19 protein-coding genes are annotated in these 20,957 nt (G+C 74.3%); 9 read left to right on the top strand and 10 right to left on the bottom strand.

Annotated elements, in window-relative coordinates; genetic code table 11:
• Positions 1 to 62: 62 nt before the first annotated feature.
• Genes AB0C87_RS23695 through AB0C87_RS23685 form a run of 3 tightly spaced genes read left to right on the top strand, consistent with a single transcriptional unit; the run spans position 63 to position 2,589 of the window.
• Entirely contained in the window at positions 63 to 1,082 is a 1,020-nt protein-coding gene (locus AB0C87_RS23695; protein WP_360579511.1) for an iron-siderophore ABC transporter substrate-binding protein, read from the top strand.
• Positions 1,083 to 1,096: 14 nt separating this feature from the next.
• Positions 1,097 to 2,365, top strand: a complete 1,269-nt coding sequence (locus AB0C87_RS23690) for a lysine N(6)-hydroxylase/L-ornithine N(5)-oxygenase family protein (protein WP_345176159.1) — start codon at positions 1,097 to 1,099, stop codon at positions 2,363 to 2,365.
• A 14-nt stretch (positions 2,366 to 2,379) separates the two neighbouring features.
• Entirely contained in the window at positions 2,380 to 2,589 is a 210-nt protein-coding gene (locus AB0C87_RS23685) for an MbtH family protein (RefSeq protein WP_345176156.1), read from the top strand.
• Positions 2,590 to 2,601: 12 nt separating this feature from the next.
• Here AB0C87_RS23685 and AB0C87_RS23680 read toward each other — a convergent pair whose 3' ends face one another.
• The 3 genes from AB0C87_RS23680 to AB0C87_RS23670 form a co-directional block, all read right to left on the bottom strand.
• Positions 2,602 to 7,611 (bottom strand): trypsin-like peptidase domain-containing protein, encoded by a 5,010-nt coding sequence (locus tag AB0C87_RS23680; RefSeq protein ID WP_360579509.1) that lies wholly within the window; start codon positions 7,609 to 7,611, stop codon positions 2,602 to 2,604.
• Positions 7,608 to 7,892 carry a trypco2 family protein gene (locus tag AB0C87_RS23675; protein WP_353835673.1) on the bottom strand — a complete coding sequence of 95 codons (285 nt, stop codon included), beginning with the start codon at positions 7,890 to 7,892 and terminating at the stop codon, positions 7,608 to 7,610. The genes AB0C87_RS23680 and AB0C87_RS23675 overlap by 4 nt, the downstream gene beginning before the upstream one ends.
• Positions 7,893 to 7,976: 84 nt before the next feature.
• Positions 7,977 to 8,840, bottom strand: a complete 864-nt coding sequence (locus AB0C87_RS23670) for a PHB depolymerase family esterase (RefSeq protein ID WP_360579507.1) — start codon at positions 8,838 to 8,840, stop codon at positions 7,977 to 7,979.
• A gap of 555 nt (positions 8,841 to 9,395) precedes the next feature.
• Between AB0C87_RS23670 and AB0C87_RS23665 the strand changes: the two genes are divergently transcribed.
• Positions 9,396 to 11,042, top strand: coding sequence for a long-chain fatty acid--CoA ligase (locus tag AB0C87_RS23665; RefSeq protein ID WP_360359285.1), 1,647 nt, complete (start codon positions 9,396 to 9,398; stop codon positions 11,040 to 11,042).
• Positions 11,043 to 11,060: 18 nt separating this feature from the next.
• On the opposite strand, the gene AB0C87_RS23660 is transcribed toward AB0C87_RS23665, so the two are convergent.
• Entirely contained in the window at positions 11,061 to 11,663 is a 603-nt protein-coding gene (locus AB0C87_RS23660) for a TetR family transcriptional regulator (RefSeq protein WP_353835670.1), read from the bottom strand.
• A 236-nt stretch (positions 11,664 to 11,899) separates the two neighbouring features.
• On the opposite strand from AB0C87_RS23660, the gene AB0C87_RS23655 reads away from it, so the two are divergent.
• Genes AB0C87_RS23655 through AB0C87_RS23635 form a run of 5 tightly spaced genes read left to right on the top strand, consistent with a single transcriptional unit; the run spans position 11,900 to position 16,682 of the window.
• Positions 11,900 to 12,679, top strand: coding sequence for an ABC transporter ATP-binding protein (locus AB0C87_RS23655; RefSeq protein WP_345176143.1), 780 nt, complete (start codon positions 11,900 to 11,902; stop codon positions 12,677 to 12,679).
• A complete protein-coding gene (locus AB0C87_RS23650) occupies positions 12,672 to 13,379 on the top strand; it encodes an ABC transporter ATP-binding protein (protein WP_360579504.1) in 708 nt (235 codons plus the stop codon). Before AB0C87_RS23655 ends, AB0C87_RS23650 begins: the two co-directional genes overlap by 8 nt.
• Positions 13,379 to 14,257 carry a branched-chain amino acid ABC transporter permease gene (locus tag AB0C87_RS23645; RefSeq protein WP_353835667.1) on the top strand — a complete coding sequence of 293 codons (879 nt, stop codon included), beginning with the start codon at positions 13,379 to 13,381 and terminating at the stop codon, positions 14,255 to 14,257. The genes AB0C87_RS23650 and AB0C87_RS23645 overlap by 1 nt, the downstream gene beginning before the upstream one ends.
• A 3-nt stretch (positions 14,258 to 14,260) precedes the next feature.
• Positions 14,261 to 15,451: a branched-chain amino acid ABC transporter permease gene (locus AB0C87_RS23640; protein ID WP_345176134.1), complete on the top strand. Its 1,191-nt coding sequence runs from the start codon at positions 14,261 to 14,263 to the stop codon at positions 15,449 to 15,451.
• On the top strand, positions 15,369 to 16,682 hold the full coding sequence (locus tag AB0C87_RS23635; protein WP_345176131.1) for an ABC transporter substrate-binding protein: 1,314 nt from the start codon (positions 15,369 to 15,371) through the stop codon (positions 16,680 to 16,682). Before AB0C87_RS23640 ends, AB0C87_RS23635 begins: the two co-directional genes overlap by 83 nt.
• Positions 16,683 to 16,721: 39 nt before the next feature.
• Here AB0C87_RS23635 and AB0C87_RS23630 read toward each other — a convergent pair whose 3' ends face one another.
• The 6 genes from AB0C87_RS23630 to AB0C87_RS23605 form a co-directional block, all read right to left on the bottom strand.
• Positions 16,722 to 17,483, bottom strand: coding sequence for a DeoR/GlpR family DNA-binding transcription regulator (locus AB0C87_RS23630; RefSeq protein ID WP_345176129.1), 762 nt, complete (start codon positions 17,481 to 17,483; stop codon positions 16,722 to 16,724).
• A 113-nt stretch (positions 17,484 to 17,596) separates the two neighbouring features.
• Positions 17,597 to 17,875, bottom strand: a complete 279-nt coding sequence (locus tag AB0C87_RS23625; protein ID WP_345176127.1) for an HPr family phosphocarrier protein — start codon at positions 17,873 to 17,875, stop codon at positions 17,597 to 17,599.
• Positions 17,876 to 17,884: 9 nt separating this feature from the next.
• Entirely contained in the window at positions 17,885 to 18,925 is a 1,041-nt protein-coding gene (locus AB0C87_RS23620; RefSeq protein WP_360579501.1) for a zinc-dependent dehydrogenase, read from the bottom strand.
• The gene (locus AB0C87_RS23615; protein WP_360579499.1) at positions 18,922 to 19,410 is read right to left on the bottom strand and encodes a PTS sugar transporter subunit IIA; all 489 of its coding nucleotides are present in this window, start codon (positions 19,408 to 19,410) and stop codon (positions 18,922 to 18,924) included. The genes AB0C87_RS23620 and AB0C87_RS23615 overlap by 4 nt, the downstream gene beginning before the upstream one ends.
• The gene (locus tag AB0C87_RS23610; protein ID WP_360579497.1) at positions 19,394 to 19,693 is read right to left on the bottom strand and encodes a PTS lactose transporter subunit IIB; all 300 of its coding nucleotides are present in this window, start codon (positions 19,691 to 19,693) and stop codon (positions 19,394 to 19,396) included. The genes AB0C87_RS23615 and AB0C87_RS23610 overlap by 17 nt, the downstream gene beginning before the upstream one ends.
• Positions 19,694 to 19,710: 17 nt before the next feature.
• Positions 19,711 to 20,919: a PTS mannitol transporter subunit IICB gene (locus AB0C87_RS23605; protein ID WP_345176114.1), complete on the bottom strand. Its 1,209-nt coding sequence runs from the start codon at positions 20,917 to 20,919 to the stop codon at positions 19,711 to 19,713.
• Positions 20,920 to 20,957 lie beyond the last annotated feature (38 nt).

Below are 20,957 nucleotides of genomic sequence, written 5' to 3'. Positions count from 1 at the left end.
CTAACCTAATATTCCTGATCAACACTCTCCGGCTTCCCGCCCCCGAACATGGAAGGTCCGCTATGCGCACCACGATGCGGCGCCTGACCGCCGCCGCCGCGCTCGTCCTGGGACTCGCCGCGGCCGCCGCCTGCGGCGACGACGAGCCGGCCGGCGGCTCCGGCGGCTCCGGCGCCGCGGCCGGGGCGTTCCCGGTCACCGTCGCCCACAAGCTCGGCTCCGCGACGGTGAAGTCCGCCCCGAAGCGGATCGTCGCGCTCGGCGAGGTCGACCAGGACGCACTGCTCGCCCTCGGCGTCGCCCCCGTCGGCATGGCCGAGCTCACCGGCGTCCAGCCCGACGGCCTGACCCCCTGGAGCGCGCCGAAGCTGACCGGGGACAGGCCGAAGCTGCTCAAGCAGGGCGAGGCGGGCTTCAACCTGGAGGAGGTCGCCGCGCTGCGGCCCGACCTGATCCTCGCCGCCGGCGACTTCGCCATCGACAAGGAGTACGACAAGCTCTCCAAGCTCGCGCCGACGCTCGCCTACCAGAACGGCCCCGCCGAGGACTCCTGGCAGCAGATCACCCGGCAGGTCGCCGCCGCGATCGGCCGCCCCGAGGACGGCCGGAAGCTCGTCGCCGACGTCGAGACGAAGATCGCGGGAGTGAAGGCGAAGCACCCCGAGCTGGCCGGCAAGGAGTTCGCGTTCACCAGCGTCTTCCCCAACGGCAACATCGGCGTGATGAAGTCCGGCGACGACACGAGCGTGAAGCTGCTCCAGCAGTTCGGCATGACGCTCCCCGAGTCGCTGGAGAAGCTGCCCGGCGACGGGTTCGCCGCCGAGCTGAGCATGGAGAAGGTCTCCGTCCTGGACGTGGACGTCCTGCTCAGCCACTACAACGACGACCCCGCCACGCAGAAGAAGATCGAGGGCAACAAGCTGTTCGCCGGGCTCGGCGCCGTCAGGCGCGGCTCCTACGTGGCGCTGGACCTGAAGTCGTTCTGGCCGCTGCGCACCCCCACCCCGCTCGCCGTCCCCTACGTGATCGACCAGGTCGTCCCGCAGATCGCCAAGGCCGCGAGCGCGGCCGGGCCCGCCTGATGCCGGAGGAGCGCATGCACACCCCCGTCCGCGACGTCGTCGGCATCGGGTTCGGCCCGTCCAACCTGGCGCTCGCCGTCGCGCTGGAGGAGGAGCACGGCGGCGCGGACGCGGTGTTCTTCGAGAAGCAGCCCGGGTTCGGCTGGCACCGCGGCATGCTGATCGACGGCGCCACCATGCAGGTCCACTTCCTCAAGGACCTGGCGTCGCTGCGGAACCCCGCGAGCCCGTACTCGTTCCTGGCCTACCTGCACGCCCGGGGCCGCCTGGTCGACTTCGTCAACCACAAGACGATGTTCCCGACGCGGCTGGAGTTCCACGACTACCTCGAATGGGCCGCCGCCGCGTTCGAGGACCGTGTCCGCTACGGGACGGAGGTCGTCGCGCTCCGCCCGCACGACGACGAGGTCCTGGAGGTCGTCGTGCGCCGCGGCGACGAACTGGAGACGCACCTCGCCCGCAACGTCGTCATCGGCGCGGGGCTCGAACCCGTCCTGCCGCAGGGGGTCCAGGCGGGGGAGCGGATCTGGCACACCGAGGACCTGCTGACCCGGCTCGCCGAGCGCGGCGACTGGGACCCGCGCCGCATCGTCGTGGTCGGCGCCGGGCAGAGCGCCGCCGAGGCCGTCGAGTACCTGCACCGCACCTTCACCCGCGCCGAGGTGTGCGCGGTCTTCGCGCGGTACGGGTACTCGCCCGCCGACGACAGCGCGTTCGCCAACCGCATCTTCGACCCCGAGGCCGTCGACCACTACTACGCCGCGCCCGGCGACGTGAAGCGCATGCTGTTCGAGTACTCGCGCAACACCAACTACTCCGTGGTGGACCTCGACCTCATCGACGAGCTGTACCGGCGCGCCTACGCCGAGAAGGTCGCGGGCGCCGAGCGGCTGCGCATCCTCAACGTCTCCCGCGTCCTGGACGTCGCCGACGGCGGCTCCGGCGGGACGCGGGTCCGGGTCGCGTTCCTGCCGACCGGCGAGGTAGCCGACCTGGAGGCCGACGCCGTCGTCTACGCCACCGGGTACCGCGAACGCGACCCGTTCGACCTGCTCGGCGAGGCGGGCGCGCACTGCCGCACCGGCCCGGACGGGCGCCCGGTCGTCGAGCGCGACTACCGCATCGCCACCGAGCCCGGCCCCGAATGGGGCGTCTACCTGCAGGGGGCGACCGAGCACAGCCACGGGATCGCCTCCTCGCTGCTGTCCATGACCGCCGTGCGCACCGGGGAGATCGTGCGGTCCATGGCGCGGCGGTCCGCCCGCGTCACCCCCGGCGTCTAGAGGAAGGAAAGAGCATGACGACCAACCCGTTCGACGACCCCGACGGCACGTTCCTGGTCCTCGCCAACGCCGAGGGCCAGCACTCCCTGTGGCCGGCGTTCGCCGACGTCCCCGCCGGCTGGACGACGGTCCACGGCCCCGAGTCCCGGTCCGGCTGCATCGGGTACGTCATGGATAACTGGAAGGACATCCGCCCGCGGAGCCTGGCCGCCGAGACGCCGTGAGCCCGCCGGCGGTCACGCCCGCTCGGCCCTGGCCGCCTCCTCGAACGCGGCCATGCGGGGCAGGACGTTGCCGAGCGGCGGGACCACCTCCGGCAGGGCCGCCATCATGACGGCGGGGGGCGGCAGCCAGCCGTCCTCCCGGATGCCCTGGACGATGAGGCGCTCGGCCTCGGCGCGGTCGCCGCGCTCCACCAGGTGGGCGATGACGCCCTCGAACGCCTCCCGGCGGCGGGCGGGCGACCGGATCTGGGCGACCATCAGCTCGGCCTCCGGCAGCCGTCCCGCCGCCGCGGTGGCCAGCGCGATGTCCCGCAGGATCGGGCTCTGCCGGTGGTGGTGCTGCGGCTCCTCGCCGAGGATGCCCCGGGCCTGCTCGGGCAGTCCCGCCCGCAGCGCGGCGGCGGCGACGCCGGCGAAGGTCGCGCCGCGGACCTTGGGGTCGCGCACGCTGCGGGCGATCCGCAGCGCCCCCTCGATGAGCCGGACGGCGCGGGCGGTGTCGCCCAGGGCCGCGGCCCGCTCCGCGACGGCCGTCATGGTGGGCCACGCGGGGAACGGCAGCCGCGACGCCCGCATGATCTCCGTCACCCGCTCCGCCTCGTCCAGCAGCCCGAGCTGCGCGGCGGCGCCGGCGATGTGCGACAGGGCCCGCTGGTGGCGCTGTTCGTCCACGTAGGTGGCGGCGAGCTGCTCGGCCTCGCGCAGCAGGCGCCGCGCGCGTTCGGCGTCGCCGATCGCGTCGGCGAGCAGGGCCAGCTCCACGAGCCCGCGGCACCGCGGCTCGGCATTGGTGATCGCGATGGTCCGGACGGCCGTCTCGGCGTCGTCCATCGTCCTGCCCGCCAGGTTCGCGTTGCCCGTCGCCGCGACGGCGGCGGCCAGCCGGCCGATCAGCTCGCCGCGGATCCGCATGTTGCGCACCCCGCGCGCCTCGCGGACGACCCGGCGGCGCAGGGCCCGCAACCGCTCGGCGCTCGCCCGGCAGACCGCCAGCAGGACCTCCACCCGCAGCCGCGGGTCGGCCAGGCCGCTCGCGAGCCGCTCCGCCAGCTCCAGGTCGCCGATCTCCACGGCCGCCGCCGCCAGCTCGGTCGCCACCCCCTCGCTGGAGTCGGCGTCGAACCCGGCGAGCCGCTTCTCCGCCTCGGCCAGCAGCCGCCCCGCCTCGGCGGCGTTCCCGAAGCCGTGGGCGGCGCGCGCGACCTCGGTCAGCGCGGACAGCCTCATGGCCGGATCCGAGACGAGCGCGACCAGCCGCCGCGCCGCGTCGAGGTCGGTGACCCGGGCCGCGGCCGCCGCCAGCTCCGTCGCGACGGCGTCGCGGGAGTCGTCGTCCATGTCGCCGAGCAGCTCCTCGGCTGCGCTCAGGAACCGCGCCACGCGGGGGTAGGCACCCGCGCGGTAGGCGGTCTCGGCGAGTTCGGCCAGCGCCGAGGCCTGCCGCCGGGGGCTGTCGACGACGGCGGCGATCCGCTCCGCCTCCCCGTAGCGGCCCCGCCGGGCCGCGGCCACGGCGGCGGCCGTGATCTCGAACCGGGTCAGGTGCCGCACCGAGCCCGCGGGCGCGAGCTGCTCGGCCGCCAGGAGGTAGGAGACGGCCTGGTCGCGGTCGCCCCGGGCCGCGACGATCCGGGCGAGCCGGGCCAGGCCGGTGGCCCGGCGGAAGCCGTTCCGGACCCGTCCGACCAGGTCTTCGGCGTCGCCGATCCGGCCCGCCTTGGCCAGTTCCCCTGCGGCGTTGACGCTCGCGAACAGCTGCTTGCGGGTGCGGCTCATGCCCGCCAGCGCGCGGTGGACGACCTCCAGGCGGCCGTCCCGCGCGGCCCGCTCCGCGACCGTCCCGAGCAGGGTGTTGCGCTCGTGCACGTCGACGACGAAGAGCGCCGCCCGGACGGCCTCCTCCGTGAGGCCGAGCTCCGCGGCGATCCTCGCCGTCTCCGCCGGCAGGTCCTGCTGGGAGGGGAGGCGCAGCGCCGCGTCGATGCCCGCCTCCAGCACGCCGGAGGCTCCCTGGAGCTCGGCGACATGCGACTTGATCAGCAGGTTGACCGCCCGCGCCGCCTTGGGGGACGTCCCCTCGGCCACGGTCAGCGCGAGGGTCAGCAGGCCGCGCGCCGATTCCGGGTCGCCCTCCGCCGCGGCGCCGGGGGCCGCCTCGACCAGGGGCGCCCACTGGCGCCGCGGCTGGAGCCCGGCGAGGTCGGCGGCCGTCCTCATCAGCCGGACCGCGGTGTCCGGGTCGCCGGCGTCGAGGGCGCCGATCGCGGTGCGGGCCGCGCCGAGTGCCCGGCGATGGCCTTCCAGCAGCGCCATGAGCCTCTCGGCCTCGTCGAGCAGCCCCGCCTCCACGGCGGAGTCGAGCAGCTCGCCGAGCGCCGCCTGGCGGGACGCGCCGCCCTTGGCCGCGACCGTCTCGATCGCGGTCGCGAGCACCGCCCGCGCGGCGGCCCGATCGCCGCGCAGCGCCCGCGCCCGCGCGATGCCGCCGAGCGCCCGGGCGAGCGCCCGCGCCCCGTTGACCGACGTCCCCACCAGCTCCAGCGCCGCCGTGAACTCGCCCCGGTCGGCCAGCAGCCGCACGAGCTCGGCGAACGTGTCCCACCGCAGGTCGTCGGGCCCGAGGAGCTCCGCGAGGCGCTCGGCGTCCTCCCGCAGGCCCTGCTCGGCGGCGGCGCGGGCGGCGGCCGCGATGATCGGCCACTGGTACTTGCGGTCGGCGAACGAGCGGGCGATCCGCTCCACCGAGTCGCACAGCCCGGCGCGGGCGGCGTCGCAGGCCATGTCCGTCATCAGCTCCCGGCGCCGGTGCCGGGACGGAACCACGGAGGTGAAGAGCCGGGTGGCCTCGTCCAGGAGGGTCTCGGCGCGGGTGAAGCCGGGGCCGAGGGCCAGCGCGATCCGGGCCAGGGTCCGGGCCCTGCGCACCCCGCTCAGGATTCCGCCCGCCAGCAGCTCCGCCTCCTGGAGCCACAGCGCCGCCTCGGTCTCGGCGCCCGCCCGTCCCGCCGCCTCCGCCATGGAGATCAGGATGTTGGCCTTGATCGAGGCGACGGTGATGTCGCGGGCCATCCGCTCGGCGCGCTCCAGCTCGCCGAGCTCGGTCCAGGCCACCGCGATGACCTCGGGGTGGACGCGCACGGGCAGGCGCAGCTGGTCGCGCCACAGGGCCAGCACGTAGACCACGGCGAGGTCGGGCGAGTCCGCCGCGAGGAGCAGCCGGATCGAGTCGGTCAGCGTCAGCACGGCCGGCTCCACCGTCCCCGTCCGCTCCAGCAGGCGGCTCCAGCGGTCGGGCTCGTTGAGCCGCAGCAGGCGCTCCAGGTCCCCGTCGTCGGCCAGCGCCTGCGGGAACCGGTCCAGGAGGTACAGAGGGGTGTCGGCGGGCCAGCCGCCGGCCCGGTAGGTCTCGGCCCAGTCGAGCACCCGCGCCCAGAAGCCCGCCATCGCCTCGGCGCCGAGGCGCTCGGTGGTGGTCTCCCGGATCAGGTCGTGGGCGAAGGAGTAGCGGCCCCCGCCGTCGTCCTCCCGGCGCTCGACCAGGCGGGCGATGGTCTGCTCGACCAGTTCCCGGACGTCGTAGAGGTCCAGGCCGGTGAGCCGGGCGATGTCCTCGTCGGCCAGCCCGCCGCCGGACGCCGCCAGCAGCCCGAGCACCTCGCGGCTCGTCCGGTCGCGCAGGTGCTGCTGCAGGTCGCGCTCGGCGGCGTTGCGCGAGGCCCGCGAGGCTTCGTTGGCGGCGAGCGTGCGGCGCTCGCACCCGCGCAGCGGATGGCCGTCCGGGACGTCGGCGGGCACCTCGGGGAAGTGCCTGCTGGTCACCAGCACATGGCTGCCGGGCGGCACGTACTCGGGGAGCTGGGCCGCGACGCTGCTCTCGCGGTGCCGCACGTGGTCGTCCTCGTCGAGCCCGTCCACGATGAGCATGAGGTGGCGGCCGTCGGCGGTGACCCGCTCGACCGCGCGCTGCCACAGGTCGTCCAGGTCGAACGCGGTCGGCACGACGCCGGGTGTGGGCGTCTCGCCGACCAGCGGGGCCAGCTGGTCGGCGAGCGCGGCCCGGTAGTCGGCCAGCCGCGAGCCGGCCGACCGGGACACGAAGAACGCGACCGTGACGACGTCGGGGGCGGGGTCCCCGGCGAAGGCGGCGGCGAGCGTCGTCTTGCCGGCCCAGGGCTCGCCCACCAGCCACAGGTAGGGCGTGCCGCTCGTGGCGAACTCCTGGAGCCGGCCGAGCTCGGCGTCCCGGTCGGCGGGGTCGGGGCAGCGGGCCCGGAGCTTGGTGATGGTCGACCAGTACCGGGACCGGCGCAGGGGCGCCGACGGCCCCGCGGGCCCCGGGTCCAGCCGCACGCCCTCACCGTCGAGGAGCGCGTTCAGCCTCTCCCGGCTCGGCTGGGGCTCGACGAACTCGCCGGCGGTCCGCGGCCGGTGCGGTCCGGCGGCGCTGAAGACGCGGGAGGCGGTCAGCGGCCCGTCGGGCTCGGCCCAGCGCACGACGCCGACCAGCTTGCCGCCGACCAGGACGGGGCCTCCGGACAGCCCCCGGTACCGGCGGCCGGCGCGCAGCGGGGCGTCGTCGCGGTGCAGGTCGAGCAGGCCCGTCTTGACGTTGGCGCCGAGGAGGACGTCGCCGTCCACCTGGTCGACGTCGCGGACGCCGCCGAGCTCGCTCTCGCGGTCGTGGGAGGCGGGGAAGCCCCACGAGACGAACCGGGCGCGCCCGGTGCTCCAGGGGTCGACGTCCGCCAGCACCGCAGGGGCCACCGCGGGCAGCGGGCCGTCCGCCACCCGCAGCAGCGCCAGGTCGACCTCGGCGCCCTCGGCGGTCCAGATCCGCTCGGCGGCGACGGAGACCGACTCGTCCGGCGTGGCGAGCCGGACCGCCACCGGCCCGGGGGCGGCCACCACGTGCCGGCAGGTGAGCACCAGCCCGGAGGAGATCCGGTAGCCGGTGCCGTAGCCCTCCTCGCCCTCCCCGACGAGCACCTCGACGGTGCGCCAGCGTGGTTCGTCAGGGATCACCGGCCGGGCTTGCGGAGCCGGTCACCCACCTCGATCGGCTTGCCGTCGACGTGCGGATTGAGCGTGACCGCCACCCGGTGCGTGGTGGTCTGCGCGAGCTTGCCCGAGGCGCCGACCTCGACCACCCAGACCTTCACCTTGCCGTTGGCGCCGCCCTCCCGGACCACGGCGACCTCGAACTCGACCTCGACCGGCCCCACGCTGAAGCGGATCTCCTCGTCGGCGCCCTCAAGCTGAGCCCGCGCCAGGTCGTCGCGGATCGCTTTGACTGCCTCTGCCAAGCCGATTTCCTGCATTGCTCCCCATTACTCGTAAGTGGGGAGAGTTTAGCGCTTAGTAGCGGCACGACTGGAATTCAACGGAGGTCACGTCTTCGGCAGGGACGGCCTGTCCGCGAAGAACCTGGCCATGAGCTCGCTGGCGTAATCCGGCCATTCGTGGCCACCGCGCTGCCTGGTGCACAGCGCGACGACGACGGGGCCCGGGCCCGTGCCGACGCAGTCGTCCGGCCCGTCCGGCACCGGCCGCGAGAGCGCGGGCAGCTTGTCCACCCATCTCCAGAACTCCATGAGGAACCTGACGGGGATGAAGGGGAAATGGACGTCCGCGTCCATGTTCCCGCCGCCGTCATAGGGGACGGACGGGTCCCACGTCCCGTGGAAGGCCAGCACCGACACCGGCTCTCCGGGCGTGCAGCCGATCGCGAGCGCGCCGGAGACCACGGCGATCCCGGCGATCCTGTCCGACCGTTCGCACGCGTACCGGTACGCCATGCCGCCGCCGTTGGAGAAACCGGTCACGAAGACGCGGCGGGGGTCGGCGACGCCCTGCCGCACCAGCGTGTCGATCAGCTTGTCGAGGAACGCGACGTCGTCGACGCCGGTCCAGCGGGCGAACCAGCAGCAGGCCCCGGCGTTCCAGGTGCCGAGGAGCCCGTCGGGGTAGGCGACGGCGTAGCCGTGGCGGTCGGCGACCCCGTCGAGCCCGCTCTGCCTGCGGACGTACTCGGCGTCGTTCAGACCGCCGTGCAGCGCGACGATCAGCGGCAGCGGCCCCCCGGCCTCGCTTCCGGGCGGGACGTGCAGCAGGTAGGGGCGGTTCCAGTCGCCCATGGGAATGGTGTGCTTCGACGTTCCCGGGGCGTCCTCGGACGCTCCGGCGGGCAGGGGGTGGGCGATGAGCGTCGCGAGGAGCGCCACGATCATCGCCGCCCGCACGGCGATCTTCATAGCGTGATCTAACGCCCGCCGCGCCTCGCCGGGCTACGCACCGGCGCGCAGAAAAGTCCGGCCCTTTTTGGCGGCGGGCGCGCACGGAAGCTCCCGCGCGGGGCGGGTCACGCCGCGGCGGCGGCTGGAACTGGTCCGTCGAGGGAGGTCGTGCGGCGTCGTCCCAGGTGGACCAGCGCGGCGCTGACATGTGTGACATGCCGTGGGACGCGGGCGCTGTGGGAGGTGGGAACCGGGGCACGGCGGTGCCGGCGGGCTGCGAGGAGGGGAGCCCGCGCGTCAGCCGCACTCACCGGTGGCAGGACGGAGGGCCGGGCGGTTCCGCGGCGCCGGGGCGGACGCACGCGGGACCGCCCGGCCCTCCCGCGTTCAGGGCCGGGCCGCGGCGGCGGGAGCCCGTCCACGCGCGGAAGGCGGCGCCGGGCGGGGCGTCCCGCGAGGGATCGTTGACGGCGGGGCGTTGTCGAAAATATGGTGAACCGACCGGTCGGTATGTGCGAAATTGCGTGCGGTCGACCGTTCCTGTCGCCGCCGCGGGCCTCTCGGAGAAAAGCCATGATCCTCAGCACGATGCAGGACTTTCCGCTGTCGGTCGCCGCGATCCTGCGGCACGGGGCGCGCGTCTACGGGCGCAGCGAGTGCGTGACCTGGACGGGCGGCGGCGAGCCCCGGCGCGCCACCTTCGCGCGGATCGCCGGCAACGCCGAGCGGCTCGCGTCCGCCCTGGCCAGGCTGGGCGTCCGTCCCGGCGACCGGGTGGCGACGTTCTGCTGGAACAACCAGGAGCACCTGGAGGCGTACTTCGCGGTGCCCGCCATGGGGGCGGTCCTGCACACGCTGAACATCCGGCTGTTCCCCGAGCAGCTCTCGCACATCATCAACCACGCCGACGACCAGGTCGTCATCGTCGACGACAGCCTCGTCCCGCTCCTGGCGCGCGTCGTGCGCGAGCTGCCCGCCGTCGAGGCGTTCGTCGTCGTCGGGGACGGCGACGCGTCGGCCCTGGAGGCCAACGGCAACGGGGCCCCCGTCCTGCGCTACCACGAGCTGCTCGCCGCGGAGGAGCCCGGGTACGCGTGGCCGGAGGTGGACGAGCGCTCCGCCGCGTCGATGTGCTACACCAGCGGCACCACGGGCGACCCGAAGGGCGTGGTGTACTCGCACCGCTCCACGTTCCTGCACGCGATGGCCGTGCAGTCGGCGTCGCTGGTGGGCATCACCGAGGCCGACCGCGTCCTGACGATCGTGCCGATGTTCCACGTCAACGCCTGGGGCCTGCCGTACGGGGCGTTCCTGTCCGGGGCGACGCTGCACATGCCGGGGCCGTTCATGCAGCCGGAGCACCTCGTGAGGTTCGTCGCCGCCGAGCGCAGCACGCTCGCCTCCGCCGTCCCGACGATCTGGAACGGGATCCTGGCCCTCGGGGAGCGGGAGGAGATCGACCTGTCGTCGCTGCGGGCGGGCACCTCCGGCGGCGCCGCCGCGCCCCGCGTCCTGCTGGAGCGCTTCGAGCGAAGGTACGGGCTGCGCATCATCCAGGGCTGGGGGATGACCGAGACGAGCCCGCTCGGCGGCATGGCGTTCCCGCCGCCCGGCGTCGAGCCCGGCACCGACGAGGACATGTACTGGCGGCTGAAGTCCGGCCGCGTCGCCGCCGGCGTCGAGATGCGCATCGTGGACGACTCCGGCGCCGAGCTGCCGTGGGACGGCGAGTCCGTCGGCGAGATCGAGGTGCGCGGTCCGTGGATCACCGGCGCCTACCACCGCGACCCCGCGCCGGAGAAGTTCGACGACGGCTGGCTGCGCACCGGCGACATCGGCACCATCGACGACCGAGGCTTCTACCAGATCACCGACCGCGCGAAGGACGTCATCAAGTCGGGCGGCGAGTGGATCTCCTCGGTGGAGCTGGAGAACCACCTCATGGCCCATCCCGCCGTGGCGGAGGCCGCCGTCATCGGCGTCCCCGACCCCCGCTGGGACGAGCGCCCCCTCGCCTGCGTCGTCCTGCGCTCGGACGCGTCCGCCACCCCCGGTGAGCTGGCGTCGTTCCTCGCGGACAAGGTCGCCCGCTGGCAGGTCCCCGAGTACTGGACGTTCCTGGAGGAGATCCCGAAGACCACGGTCGGGAAGTTCGACAAGAAGCCCCTGCGCGCCCGGCACCGGGACGCGGCGCTCGAGATCGAGCACGTGGAGCGCTGACGGCCGGCGGGCCGTCCGCTACTTCTCCAGGCCGTGCAGGAACAGGTCCACGTAGTGCTCGCTGATGGCGGCCGTCTTGAGGCGGCCGCCCGGGCGGTACCAGGCGCCGATCTGGTGGACGGTGCCGAAGAAGAAGTGGACGGCGATGTCGGCGGGCGTCTCGGTGCGGAACGTGCCCTCGCGCTGGCCCTCCTCGACCAGGGCGCGGAAGCGCTCGTGGTAGCGGCGCCGCTCGGCCCGCACGGCCTCCCGGCGGTCGCGGGAGAGCAGGTGCGTCGAGCGGAAGAAGACGGTGAAGTCGTCCAGGTAGAGGAACGAGGTGTTGAGGACGTCGACGGCGGCGGCGCGGAGCCGCTCGGCGGCCGTGCCGGGACCGCTGGCGATCTGCTCCAGCCGGGAGGTCTGCAGGCCGAGGAGCCGGTGGTAGATCTCGTAGAGCAGGTCGTCCTTGGAGCCGAAGTAGTGGTACATGGCCCCCTTGGTCACCCCGGCGGCGTTCACGATCTCCTGGACCGAGGTGTTCTCGAAGCCCTTCTCGGCGAACATCCGGGTCGCCACGGCCAGCAGCCGGTCGGGCAGCGGCAGGGTGCCGGCGGTCCGGCCCGCGGGCGCCTGCGCCATCGACACCACCTCCGTCCGGGAGCGCCCCGGGGTCTCGTGCCGCCCCGGCGCGGCCGCCCGCAGATCGCCGATCAGCCTACCGCCCGGCGGGGATCCGCCGCGGCGTGCGCCGGGACCGCCCGAATCGGCTGTTGACCGGAGCGCCCGCTGATTCTATCTTCGGTGAATCCGACCAGTCGGTATGTGCATTTGGGCCTCGGGGGATTCGCGCTGAATTATCGGCGAGGTGAGGCGACATGTCCGGCTCCTCCGCGACTCTGGAACTTCGAACGGTGACCGTCCGCTTCGCCGGACTGGTCGCATTGGACGGGGTGTCGCTCACGGCGCCCCAGGGCCGGGTCACCGGGGTGATCGGCCCGAACGGCGCGGGCAAGACGACCCTCTTCAACGTCGTGTGCGGGTTCGTCCGGCCGGAAGCGGGCGAGGTGCGCTGGCGGGGCCGGGTCCTCGGCCGGCATCGGCCGCACGACCTGACGCGGCTCGGCATCGCCCGCACCCTCCAGGGCCTCGGGCTGTTCCCGGGGCTGACCGTGCTGGAGAACGTGATGGTCGGCGCCGACCCGCACGCCAGGGCCGGGTTCTGGTCCGGCCTCCTCGCGCTTCCGCGCGCCGACCGCGACGAGGCGGCGCTGCGCGAGCGGGCCACGGCCCGGCTCGCGGAGCTGGGCGTCGCCGGCGAGGCCGCACGGCTGCCGGGGGAACTGCCCTACGGCGTGCAGAAGCGGGTCGCGCTGGCCCGCGCGCTCGTTGCCGAGCCCGACCTGCTGCTGCTGGACGAGCCCGCCGCCGGACTGTCCGCGACCGAGATGGACGAGCTGGCCGGGCTGATCCGCGGGCTGCGCGGCGGGCCCGCCGTCGTCCTCGTCGAGCACCACATGGACCTCGTCATGGGCGTCTGCGACCAGGTCGTCGTGCTGGACTTCGGCAGGGTCATCGCGAGCGGCCCGCCGGAGCGCGTGCGCGACGACCCGGCCGTCCTCGACGCCTACCTCGGCGAGGAGGTCGGCGGTGCTTGAGGTGAAGGACCTCACGGTCTCCTACGGCGCGGTGCGGGCGCTCGACGGCGTCGGCCTCAGGGTGGACGAGGGCTCGCTGACCGCCGTGCTCGGTGCGAACGGCGCGGGGAAGACCACGCTGCTGCGCGCCGTCTCCGGCCTCCTGCGCCCCCGCTCGGGACGCGTCGAGCTCGACGGCGCGGACATCACCCGGACGGCGGTCGAGGAGATCGTCCGGCTCGGCGTCGCGCACGTCCCGCAGAGCGGCGGCGTCATCACCGAGCTGACCGTGCAGGACAACCTGCGGCTCGGCGGGCTGTGGCGGCGCGACCGCGCGGCCCTCGCGCGCCGCGTCGCCGACATGTACGCGCTGTTCCCGGCGCTCGCCGAGCGCCGGTTCCGCGCCGCCGCCACCCTGTCCGGCGGCGAGCGGCAGATGCTCGCGCTGGCCCGGGCGCTGACCGGCGCGCCGCGGCTGCTGCTGGTGGACGAGCCGTCCCTCGGCCTCGCGCCTCGGGTGGTCGCCCAGCTGATGGCCGTGCTGCGGCGGCTGTGCGACGAGGACGGCCGGACCGTGCTGCTCGTCGAGCAGAACGCGCGCAGCGCGCTGTCGGTCGCCGACCGCGCCGTCGTCCTGGACCTCGGCTCCGTCGTAGCGGACGAGACGGCCTCCGCCATCGCCGCCGACGACCGCCTCCGCCACGCCTACCTGGGGTTCTGATGGTGCGCTTCCTCAATCTCACCCTCGCCGGGATCACCTCCGGGGCGGTGTTCGCGGCGGTCGCCCTCGCCCTGGTGCTGATCTGGCGCTCCACCCGCGTCGTGAACTTCGCGCAGGGCGGCATGCTGATGTTCACGACGTTCCTCGCCTGGAGCGTCATCGACGCGGGCGGCTCCTACTGGCTCGCGCTCGGCGCCGCCCTGGCGTCCGGGCTGGTGCTGGGCGCGGTCGTCGAGCGGGTCGTGGTGCGGCCCGTCGAGGACAAGCCGCCGCTGAACGCGGTGATCGTCACCCTCGGGCTGCTGGTTCTGCTGCAGGCGGCCGCGGGCATGATCTGGGGGGACACCCCGCACTCCTATCCGCCCGCCTTCACCATCAAGGGCCTGTCCGCCGGCGGGACGCGGCTGCTGCTGTCGCCGTTCGACCTGTTCGTCATCGGCGCCGTCGCCGCGGTCATGGTGCTGCTGACACTGCTGTTCGTCCGCACCGACCTCGGGCTGCGGCTGCGCGCCTCGGCGTTCGCGCCCGAGATCGCCCGGCTCCAGGGCGTCCGCGTCGGCCGGATGCTGACCCTCGGCTGGGCGCTCGCCGCGCTCGTCGGGTCCCTCGCCGGGGTGCTGATCGCCCCGTCGGTGTTCGTCGGGCCCGCCCAGTTCGACGCGATGCTGGTCTTCGGGTTCACCGCCGCCGTGATCGGCGGGCTGGACAGCCCGGCGGGCGCCGTCACCGGCGGGCTGCTGCTCGGCTGCGCCCTCAGCTACGTGTCCGGCTACCTCGGCTCGGAGCTGGTCGCCCTCGGGGCGCTCGCCGCCCTCATCACCGTCCTGATGATCAGACCGAACGGCCTGTTCGCGACGAGCCCCGGACGGAGGGTGTGACCCGTGGCCGCCTCCGTGCGAAGCGCCCTGAGCCGCTCCACCCTGACCCGGCACGCGGCCGGCGCCGCCCTCGCGCTCGCCGCCCTGTACGTCCTGACCACGGCCGCCGCCCCCTACCGGGACCTGCAGATCGCGCAGGCCGCCTACCTCACCTGCGCGGCCGCCGGCCTGACGGTGCTGACCGGGCTCGGCGGGCAGATCTCCCTCGGGCACGGCGCGTTCATGGCGGTCGGCGCCTACACGGCCGCGCTGGTCATCGGGCACTGGGGCTGGCCGCTCGCGGCGGTCCTGCCGGCGGCGGCCGGGGCCACCGCCCTCGCGGGGGCGGCGGTCGGCGCCGTCGCCGCCCGGCTGCACGGCCCCTACCTGGCCGGCGCCACCCTCGCCTTCGCCGTCGGGCTGCCCGGCCTCGCCAACTACGAGCCCCTCACCGGAGCGCTCGGCGGCCAGAACGGGCTGACGATCGTCCCGCCGGTCCCGCCCGCCGCGCTCGGCGAGACGTTCCCGCTGGAGCGCTGGCAGGCGTGGATCTGCTGCCTCGGCGCCGTCGTCACCCTGTTCCTGCTCGCCAACCTGACCCGCGGCCGGTTCGGGCGGACGCTGCGCGCCAGCCGCGACGACGAGATCGCCGCCGCGCTGAGCGGCGTCCGGGTCGCCCGGCTGCGGATCGCCGCCACCGTCGTCTCGGCGGCCTGCGCCGGGCTCGCCGGCGGGCTGCTCGCCGTGGTCGCCACGCTGGCCGCGCCGGGCGCGTTCCCGCTCACGCTGTCCCTCCAGCTCATCGCCGCGATCGTCATCGGCGGGCTCGGCAGCCTGCCGGGCGCGGTGTGGGGCGCGCTGATCCTGGTCTACGTGCCGACCTGGGCGGCGGACCTGTCGTCCTCGTCCGGCCTCTCGCACAACATCGCGTCGAACCTGCCCCTCGCCGTGTACGGCCTCGTCCTCATCGCGGTGACGCTGGCCTTCCCGCGCGGCGTCCAGGGAGGGCTGCGCGGCATCGGCGGCGCCGTCCGGCGCCGGGTGCGCGGGACGCGCGGCCGGGCTCCCGGGCCGCGCGGTCCGGCGCCGAGCGACACATCGGGGCCCACCACAACGCACCCAGGAGGAGCAGATGAAGCGACCCCGGACGATGCGGGCGCTCGCCCTGACGACCGCGGCGACGCTGGCGGTCGCGGCGAGCGGCTGCGGCGGTGACGGAGGGGGCGGCGGGTCGGCGGCGCCCGGAGTGACCGCCACCACCGTCACGATCGGCAGCCACCAGCCGCTGACCGGGCCGGCCGCGCCCGGCTACAGCGCCAACTCCGCGGCGTCCAAGGCGTTCTTCGACTACGTGAACGCGAACGGCGGCGTGCACGGACGCAAGATCGTCTACAAGTACGCGGACGACGCCTACAACCCGACGCAGACCGTGAGCGTGACGCAGAAGCTCGTCCTGCAGGACAGGGTCTTCGCGATCTTCAACGGGCTCGGCACGCCCACGCACTCCAAGGTGGTCGACTACCTGAACGCCCAGCGCGTCCCCGACCTGTTCGTCGCGTCCGGATGCGGCTGCTGGGACCAGCCGGACAAGCACCCGCAGACGTTCGGCTGGCAGGTCGACTACATCCGCGAAGGCAAGATCCTCGGCGACCACGTCAAGAAGGCCTACGCGGGCAAGAAGGTCGCCTACTTCTTCCAGAACGACGACTTCGGGCAGGACGGGGTGAAGGGCCTCGACAAGTACATCCCCAAGGACCAGGTCGTGTCCCGGCAGTCCTACCAGCCGGGCAGCACCGACATCGGCGCGCAGGCGCAGGCGATCGCGCAGTCCAAGGCCGACGTCGTCGTGCTGTTCAGCATCCCCACCTACACGGCGCTGTTCCGGCTCGCCGCGCTGAAGCTGAACTACAAGCCGACGTTCGTCGTCAGCAACGTCGGATCCGACCCGATCACCCTCACGGGGCTGCTGGAGAGCTTCGCCAAGAAGGGCGGCAGCGAGGTCGAGGGCAGCCCGCTCATCCAGGGCATGGTGACCGACGGCTACCTCGCCGCGCCGGGCGACGCCTCCAACAGCTGGACGGCGCTGTTCAAGAAGATCCACGACCGGTACATCCCGAAGCTGCCGTTCAACGGCAACATCGTCTACGGGATGTCGGTCGCCTACACCTTCGTGCAGGCGCTCCAGGCGGCCGGGAAGAACCCGACCCGCAAGGGCGTCGTGGAGGCGCTGGAGAAGTCGCGCTTCACTGGGCCGGGCGTCGTCCCGTTCGCCTACGGCGCGGACTCGCACGCCGGGTACACCGGGGCGGTCATCGGCACGGTCAAGGGGCAGAACGTCGTGCCCCAGGGGCAGCCGCTGACCACCGACGACGGCGACGGGCCGATCCAGCCCTACACGACCCCGCAGCCGCAGGCGCCCGCCAACGGCATCCCCGCCGCGGGCTGACCGGCCCCGCCGCCCCGCGCGTCGCGGCGCGGGGCGGCGTCAGGCCCGGACGACCTCCGGGCCCGCGGCCGCGAGGTCGGCGGCGAGGTCGGTGTCCAGCCCGGTGTCGGTGATCAGCACGTCGATGTCGGAGAGGCCGCCGAACCGCACGAGGTGGTCGTGCCCGATCTTGGTGCGGTCGGCGAGCAGCACCCGCCGCCGGGACGAGGCGATCATCGCCCGCTTCACCGCGGCCTCGGCCTGGTCGGAGGTGGTCAGCCCGCGCTCGACCGAGCAGCCGTTGGTGGCCATGAACGCCACGTCCACCCACAGGTCGGCGAGCGGGCGCAGCACCCAGTCGTCCACCGTGGCGAGCGTGCGGCCGCGCACCCGCCCGCCGAGGATGATCACGGTGAGGTTCGGGCGGGTCGCCAGCACCGCCGCGTGCGGCGGCGAGTTCACGATCACGGTCAGCTCGCGGTCGGTCGGCAGCAGCTGGACGAACCGCGCGGTGGTCGTCCCGGCGTCCACGATGACCGACCCGTCGGCGGGCAGCTCCTCCAGCGCCGCCTTGGCGATGCGCTGCTTCTCCTCCGTCATCACCGCGTCCCGCGCCGCCAGCTCCGGCTCGAAGCCGAGCCGCTCGACGGGCATCGCGCCGCCGTGCACGCGCCGGACCGTCCCGGCCCGCTCCAGCACCGTCAGGTCGCGGCGGATCGTCTCGGTCGTGACCGAGAACTCCTCGGCGAGCGCGACCACGTCCACCCGGCCCTTCGAGCGCGCCAGCGCAAGGATCGCCTGCTGCCGTTCCTCGGCGTACATGACCGTCGTCCCACCCGTTCCGTCTGCGTCGCGGTGCGTCCCCATTGTGCCGAGTCCGCCGTGCCGAGCCGTGCCGATCCCGCCGGTCCGCCGCGCCGGGTCCGCGGGACCGGTCAGGCGGGCTGCTCGGCGTCCAGGTCGCGGGCGAGCAGGCCGGCGAGCTCCTCCAGCGCGCCCCCGGCCCCGTCCCCCTCGGCGGACAGCGTCACCTCCGTACCGTGCCGCGCGCCGAGCGACAGCACGCCGAGGATGCTGCTCGCGGGGACGGGCGCGCCGTCCCCGACCCGGATGGACACCGGCACCGGCTGCCGCGCCGCCGCCTGGACGAACAACTGCGCCGGGCGGGCGTGCAGCCCCTGCGCCGCGGCGACGACGACGCTCCGTTCGGGCATGGCGTCTCCTCAGGGTTCGATGGTGACTTTGATCGCGGCGCCCCGGGTGACCAGGTCGAGGGCGTCGTGCAGGGCGTCCAGCGGGAGCCGGTGGGTGATGAGGTCCTCGACGGGGACCCGTCCGGACCCGATCATCTCCAGCGCGCGGGCGTTGTGCGCGGGGCTCGACCCGTTCGCGCCGACCAGGGACAGCTCCCGGTAGTGGACGCGGTTGGCGTCGACGGGGACGACCGGGTCGTCCTTGGGCAGGCCGCCGAACAGGCTGACCCGGCCGCCGGGCGCGACGAGCCGCTGCGCCAGGCCCTGCGCGGCGGCCGACGCGGCGGCGGTGATCGCCACGTCGGCGCCGCGCCCGCCGGTGCGTTCGAGGATCTCCTCGACGACGTCGCCCGCGCCCGCGTCGAGCGCGGCGTCCGGCTTGACGAGCGCGGCGGCCCGGTGCAGCCGCTCGGCGTTGACCTCCACGAGGAACACGCGGGCGGCGCCGCGGGCCCGCGCGACCCGCACGTGCAGGCAGCCGACCGGGCCCGACCCGAACACCACGACGTCGTCGCCCTCGCCGACCCGGGCGAGCTCCTGGCCGTTCAGCACGCAGGCGAGCGGTTCGGCCACCGACGCCTCGGCGAACGAGACGCCGTCGGGGATCCGGTTCACCCCGCCGACCGCGAGCACCTTCGCCGGGACGATCGTGTACTCGGCGAACCCGCCGTCGTAGTGGTATCCCATCGACTCCTGCGCGGCGCAGACCGTCATCCGGCCGCGGCGGCACTCGGCGCACCGCCCGCACGGGATCGCCGCGATCACCTGCACGCGGTCGCCCGGGGCCCAGTCCCCGGCGCCGGCCCCGGCCTCCACGACCTCGCCGGCGATCTCGTGGCCCATCACCCGCGGCGGGGCGATGTGGTGGTGCCCGAACCGGGAGATCTTGACGTCGGTGCCGCAGGTCGAGCAGCCGCGGACGCGGATCTTCAGCTCGCCCGGGCCGGGCTCGGGTTCGGGGGCGTCCTCCAGGCGGATGTCGGCGGGGGCGTAGAAGCGGGCGACCTTCATGCGGTGTGTCCCTGTCGTGTCGGTTGCTCGTCCTCGGCCGGCGGGGCGAGCAGGGCGAGGACCTGCTCGGCGGCGGTGGCCTCGCGCAGCGTGCGGGCCCGGCCCGGGTCCATGAGGACCTGGGCCAGCTCGGCGAGGATCTCCATGTGGCCGTCGCCGCGCGCCGCGATCGCGACGCAGACGGTGACGGTCTCGCCGTTCCAGTCCGTCCCGTCGGGGAAGCGGACGACGGCGAGGGCGTCGCGGCGGATGAGGCCGCGGCCCCCGGACGTGCCGTGCGGGATCGCCACGCCCTCGCCGAGGTAGGTGGAGATGGAGCGTTCCCGCTCCAGCATCGCGTCGATGTAGCCGGGCTCGACGGCGCCCGCGTCCACGAGCACCCGCCCGCAGACCCGGACGGCGTCGTCGCGGTCGCGGGCCCGCGCGTCCAGCCGGATCGCGTCCGGGGCCAGCAGGCCGGCGGCGCCGTCAGGCACCGACCTCACCGCCGTCCTTGATCGCCTTGACCAGCCGGTCGACGGCCGGGTCGCCGAGGTAGACCTCGAACGGGATCACCGGTGCGCCGCCGGCGCCGCGCCGGGCGCGGGCCGCGAGCCCGCTGTGGCAGACGACCACGTCGGCGTCGCCGGGGATCGCGTCGACGGGCGTGTGCTCGACCGCGACGTCCTGCTTGCGCAGTGCCTTGCGGAGCTGCCCGGCGAGCATGACGCTGCTGCCCATGCCCGCGTCGCAGGCGATGACGAGTTTGCGGATGTCCTTGCCGTTCATCGTTGGTGCGCCTTCCGTCAGTGGGCGGTCGTTTCCCGCGCGGCGCCGTCGGCGGGCTCCTTCGGGGGCGCCTGCCCGGCGGTGCTCGGCTCGGTGGTGGTCTCCTCGGCGGCGCCCGCTTCGGTGGCGCCGTCCGCCTCCCCGGCCGCGTCCCCGCCCTCGGGGTCGGACTCGGCCAGCCTGCCGAAGCCGAGCAGCGCGGCGCCGACGCCGAAGGAGACGGCCGCGGAGGCGATCAGGCCGGAGTAGACGCCGATCCAGTTGCCGGCGCCGCGGGGCGTCTGCGCCAGGTAGGCGAAGATGCTGCCGGGCGAGGGGGTCGCCACGAGCCCGGCGCCCGTGGCCACGAAGATCGCCACTCCGGTCACGCCGCCCGCCATCGCGGCGAGGATCATCCGCGGCTTCATCAGGACGTAGGGGAAGTAGATCTCGTGGATGCCGCCGAAGAAGTGGATGACGGCGGCCGCCGGGACGCTCGGGCGCAGCCGCCGCGGCCCGAAGAACCAGTAGGCGAGCAGGACGCCGAGGCCCGGCCCCGGATTGGACTCCAGCATGAACAGCACGGACCTGCCGTGCTCGGCGGCCTGCTGGACGCCGAGCGGACCGAGCACCCCGTGGTTGACGGCGTTGTTGAGGAACAGCACCTTCGCCGGTTCGATGAGCAGGGACGTGAGCGGCAGCAGGTCGTGGTCGACCAGCCACCCCACGCCGTCCCCGGCCCATTCGGTGAAGGTGTTCATGACCGGGCCGATGAGCCGGTTGCCCGCGACGGCCATCGCGGCGCCGACGATCCCGGCGGAGAAGTTGTCGACCAGCATCTCGAACCCGGTCCGGACGCGGTCCCGCACGAGGCCGTCGAACAGCCGCAGCAGGTACGCGGCGAGCGGGCCGGTGATCATCGCGCCGAGGAACATCGGCACCTCGGCGCCGACGACGATGCCCACGGTGGCGACCGCGCCGACGACGGCGCCGCGCTGGCCGTGCACCATCCGGCCGCCGGTGTAGCCGATCAGCAGCGGCAGCAGAAACTTGATCATCGGGTCGACCAGCTCGCCGAGCTCCTTGTTCGGCAGCCAGCCGGTCGGGATGAACAGGGCGGTGATCAGGCCCCAGGCGATGAACGCGCCGATGTTCGGCATCACCATCGCGGCCATCCGGCCGCCGAGCCGCTGGACGTTCGCGCGGATCCCGCGCCCGGCGGGCTCCGGGGTGTAGGCGGTGGCCATCTCGGCCTCCTGTCGTTCGGGGGTGGGGGTGGGTGTTT

The sequence above is a fragment of the Actinomadura sp. NPDC048021 genome (genome assembly GCF_040653135.1).
Taxonomy (GTDB): domain Bacteria; phylum Actinomycetota; class Actinomycetes; order Streptosporangiales; family Streptosporangiaceae; genus Spirillospora; species Spirillospora verrucosospora.
The sequence above is the reverse complement of the archived record's forward strand: the minus strand, read 5'-3'. Positions and strand labels throughout refer to the sequence as shown.

Excerpts from the sequence above, each read along its gene's own strand:
- AB0C87_RS23695 (WP_360579511.1), top strand. The coding sequence starts at position 63 with ATGCGCACCACGATGCGGCGCCTGACCGCCGCCGCCGCGCTCGTCCTG.
- AB0C87_RS23690 (WP_345176159.1), top strand. The coding sequence starts at position 1,097 with ATGCACACCCCCGTCCGCGACGTCGTCGGCATCGGGTTCGGCCCGTCC.
- AB0C87_RS23685 (WP_345176156.1), top strand. The coding sequence starts at position 2,380 with ATGACGACCAACCCGTTCGACGACCCCGACGGCACGTTCCTGGTCCTC.
- AB0C87_RS23670 (WP_360579507.1), bottom strand. The coding sequence starts at position 8,840 with ATGAAGATCGCCGTGCGGGCGGCGATGATCGTGGCGCTCCTCGCGACG.
- AB0C87_RS23665 (WP_360359285.1), top strand. The coding sequence starts at position 9,396 with ATGATCCTCAGCACGATGCAGGACTTTCCGCTGTCGGTCGCCGCGATC.
- AB0C87_RS23660 (WP_353835670.1), bottom strand. The coding sequence starts at position 11,663 with ATGGCGCAGGCGCCCGCGGGCCGGACCGCCGGCACCCTGCCGCTGCCC.
- AB0C87_RS23655 (WP_345176143.1), top strand. The coding sequence starts at position 11,900 with ATGTCCGGCTCCTCCGCGACTCTGGAACTTCGAACGGTGACCGTCCGC.
- AB0C87_RS23645 (WP_353835667.1), top strand. The coding sequence starts at position 13,379 with ATGGTGCGCTTCCTCAATCTCACCCTCGCCGGGATCACCTCCGGGGCG.
- AB0C87_RS23635 (WP_345176131.1), top strand. The coding sequence starts at position 15,369 with ATGAAGCGACCCCGGACGATGCGGGCGCTCGCCCTGACGACCGCGGCG.
- AB0C87_RS23630 (WP_345176129.1), bottom strand. The coding sequence starts at position 17,483 with ATGTACGCCGAGGAACGGCAGCAGGCGATCCTTGCGCTGGCGCGCTCG.
- AB0C87_RS23625 (WP_345176127.1), bottom strand. The coding sequence starts at position 17,875 with ATGCCCGAACGGAGCGTCGTCGTCGCCGCGGCGCAGGGGCTGCACGCC.
- AB0C87_RS23620 (WP_360579501.1), bottom strand. The coding sequence starts at position 18,925 with ATGAAGGTCGCCCGCTTCTACGCCCCCGCCGACATCCGCCTGGAGGAC.
- AB0C87_RS23610 (WP_360579497.1), bottom strand. The coding sequence starts at position 19,693 with ATGAACGGCAAGGACATCCGCAAACTCGTCATCGCCTGCGACGCGGGC.
- AB0C87_RS23605 (WP_345176114.1), bottom strand. The coding sequence starts at position 20,919 with ATGGCCACCGCCTACACCCCGGAGCCCGCCGGGCGCGGGATCCGCGCG.